This is a genomic window from Lentiprolixibacter sp. (assembly GCF_982873095.1).
The window spans coordinates 1-3,469 of sequence record NZ_CEYNTP010000266.1 but is presented as its reverse complement, the minus strand read 5'-3'; the positions used below and the strand labels follow the sequence as shown (position 1 = coordinate 3,469).

3 protein-coding genes are annotated in these 3,469 nt (G+C 47.8%); 2 read left to right on the top strand and 1 reads right to left on the bottom strand.

Annotation, left to right across the window (positions count from 1 at the left end):
• On the bottom strand, window positions 1-463 hold a 463-nt coding region (locus AC4E7D_RS12890; protein ID WP_490174197.1), incomplete at its 3' end, for a glutamate--tRNA ligase family protein.
• Between the two features lie 283 nt (window positions 464-746).
• Here AC4E7D_RS12890 and AC4E7D_RS12885 point away from each other — a divergent pair.
• Complete coding sequence (locus tag AC4E7D_RS12885) at window positions 747-3,008, top strand: T9SS type B sorting domain-containing protein (protein WP_490174196.1); 2,262 nt, start codon at window positions 747-749, stop codon at window positions 3,006-3,008.
• 7 nt (window positions 3,009-3,015) lie between these two features.
• Window positions 3,016-3,469, top strand: a 454-nt coding sequence (locus tag AC4E7D_RS12880; protein WP_490174195.1) for a PorP/SprF family type IX secretion system membrane protein, incomplete at its 3' end; no start/stop codon positions are given.

The window sequence follows — 3,469 nt, the reverse complement described above, 5'->3', positions numbered from 1 at the left end:
GCAGGTTTTCTTCAACAGATCGCTCCCGGTAGGGGCTATTAGTGCCAGGTTCGGTGGGGGTGCCTTTTTGTTGGGCCATTTCTTCAGAGCTCTGGCTGTCTACATAGGCCTTCCCTTCGCGTATCAACTGCAGCGCCCAATCGTATAACTGCTGAAAATAATCCGAAGCGTAGCACTCTGTATCCCATTGATAGCCAAGCCATTCCACGTCCTTTTTAATCGCGTCGACAAACTCCTGCTCTTCTTTGGTGGGGTTGGTGTCGTCATAGCGCAGGTTCACCGGTGCTTTGTATTGAATCCCCAGGCCAAAATTGAGGCAAATGCTACTGGCATGCCCAATATGGAGATAGCCATTGGGCTCTGGCGGAAAACGAAAACGCAGCTTTTCCCGTGGAAAGCCTTTTTTCAAATCTTCCTCGATGATATGCTCGATAAAATTCAGCGATTTGGATGAGGCGCTCATACTGCAAATTTTAATGGACAAATGTAGGAAAAATGCAGGATTGGCGGGGTAGAAATTCCCCTCACCATACAATAAATGCATTTCACAACATATTTAAATAGCCCTACAACAATAAATTCTGGGGGCGGGGAGAATAATTCATATTTGTTTTTGAATAATATGTTCGGCCACCAAGAGTACGTAATGAGAAAGTATCAACACGAAGATTTAATGAACGTCTTACGGTTTTGACCGAACATCCCGAATTGAACGGTAAAACTGTAGTTCCCCAAAACTACGACCTATGAAACCACAATTACGCACAACTCTGCAAAGTATTTTCTGGATCTTTTCCCTGCTGTTCGCTACAGCAGTGCAAGGTCAGGTACTCAATGCCCCTGAGGCTGCGCCCAACCAGACGCCCCCTGCCGGGAGTTCTCCCTGGTCCCAGGCCTGTGCCTCAGATTCTTTTAACGACTATTGGGTGAATTTCACCTGGAGTCCGCCTCTGGTAAATGCGGATAACGAATTTATCCTGGAGCTTTCGGACGCCAATGGGGACTTCAGTGATCCTGTAGAGCTGGTTCGCGACGGTTCCAAGAATACCAATTTTGATTTTTATTTTCAATTTGCCCTGCCTACAACTACCAGGGGGGAAGGCTACAGAATGCGCGTGCGCAGTACCAGTCCGGCTGTTACAAGTCCGGCTTCGGTAGCATATCCCATGTACTATATTGACATTAACACCGGATTGACCATACGGCCCCAGGGCCAGGCTGATTTCGGTGACGGGACCGCCCAGGTGTGTGATGGCAATTCCATTACCCTGGAGGTATACGACCTGGCCAATGCGGGAACTTACCAGTACAACTGGTACCGTAGTGGAACGCCCTTGGCAGATAAAGGTCCGTCTATAAGCGTTTCACAAGGGGGAATGTACAACGTGGAGATCGATTACGGCTCCTGTTCAGGATCCGGGAATACCTTATCCAACCTTATTGATGTCACCGTAGGCAGCAGCCTGGGAATCGCCATTAATCCTCCGGCAAAAACAAGTTTGTGCTCCGGGGAAACGGTTGACCTTGTTGCCAACATTACCGGGATGGGCCTGACCTATACCTGGTTTAAGGACGGTACAGCGATTACCTCTCCGACTGTAGATAACGACACTTTTACCGTAGATGCTTCGAGCACTGGGTTCGAAGGGGACTATGAAGTAGAAGTATTTGGTCCTGGTGCTTGCGTTGAGCGTTCGGCCGCCGTTACCATTACCAATGCGGGTGACTTTACCGTGAACAGGGACAACCCTGCAGAACTTGTTGTACTTCCGGGATTCACAGAAACCCTGAGTGTAACTACGGATGCTTCCTCGCCTACCTACCAGTGGTATAAAGACGGGGCTGCCATTTCCGGTGCCACCAGCAATACGCTTACTGTTGGCGAGACAGACAGTGGAGTTTATTTTGCCAGGGTATCCCTCAGTGGAGGGGCCTGTGCTTCTACCTCAATTGATTCTGAAAGCACCACAGTTGCCGTTCCTGTTAGTATACAAGCTACTATTGCCTATGCTTCTTCCTATACTGAGTGTGTAAATACAGACATCGTTCTGGAAATCAGCACCCTCACCGCAGAAATCGCGGGGGGAAGTACTTTGGATGTTACCGGACAACTGACTCCGAGTATCAGTACCCAGTGGAAGAAGGATGGTGTAAATGTGTCAGGGGCTACATCTAATAGTATCAGCCTTACAGACATTAGTGAAAACGGGGATTATGAAGCCGATATCGCGATTGGCGGATATACCGATACTTCCAATCCGCTTTCCGTTCGTCTGCTGGTCAACGAAGTATTGTCTATCAGCAGTACCAGCCTCACGAGCTGTGGCCCTTCTGAGGTCATCACTATAAGTACAGGTACGAACCTCAGTGGAGAAACCTTCTCCTGGTTCCGCGATGGTGTAAATCTGAATGTGTCCTCAGAAACCCTGGATACCACAGAACCCGGAAGCTATCAGCTTACGCTGGATCGAAACGGATGTCCACTGACGTCCAACGAAGTGGTGATCAGCCCGCTTGATCCGAATTTGATCTCCCTGGACTCACCAGACAATGTAGTGTTCCCCGAAGGCACCTCCAGAACAGTGACCGCCAGCGGAGGAGACTCCTATCGTTGGCTTGATGAAAACAATATAGAAATGAGTACGACTTCTTCCATGACCTTTACGGAAGAGGGTAGTTTCCTGCTGATTGCCATGATTGGAAACTGTGAGGTTTCCCGGGCCATTACAGTTGAATACCAGGACACCTTTAAGGTGCCCAATGTGATCTCTGTAAATGGTGATGGTATTAACGATCTATGGGTGATCCCAAACTCCTATTCCAACAAGAGCGATGTAAATATCATTATTTATAACGACAGGGGAGAAGAAGTACTAAACGTATTCAACTACCAAAACAACTGGCCTCAATCGTCCACTTCATTCTCGCGGCAAAATATGGTGTTCTACTATAAGATCCGCCAAGAATCTGAAGTGCTCAAACAAGGCACTATAACCGTCATCCGCTAAACCAACCATGAAACTGAGATTTGTCTATGCGATATTTTTCTTCCTGGCCCTGACGTTTACCGTCAGCGCTCAGGAAGAAAGTCCGTTTATTTCATATGATGTTCCTTCACAGAACTTATTGAAATTCAACCGGTTTTTGATCAACCCTACCTTTTCCACGGTAAGGGAAGACAAGTCGTATATCAATCTCTTACACAGAAACCAGTCGGTATCTTTTGATGACAACAACCAGACCTATTTCCTGAGTTACAGCGGACGAATGAACGACCGTACCGGGCTTGGGATCAGCCTGTACACCCAAACAGAAGGGGTGCTCCGCAATTACGGGGTACTGGCCAACTACGCTTACGGGGTAAAACTGAGCGATAAAAGTAATTTCACCTTTGGTGCGAATTTATCGTACTACAATAGTGGTCTCGATCAAAGCCGGGTAAATACGGTTGAGGACGATCCGTTCATTG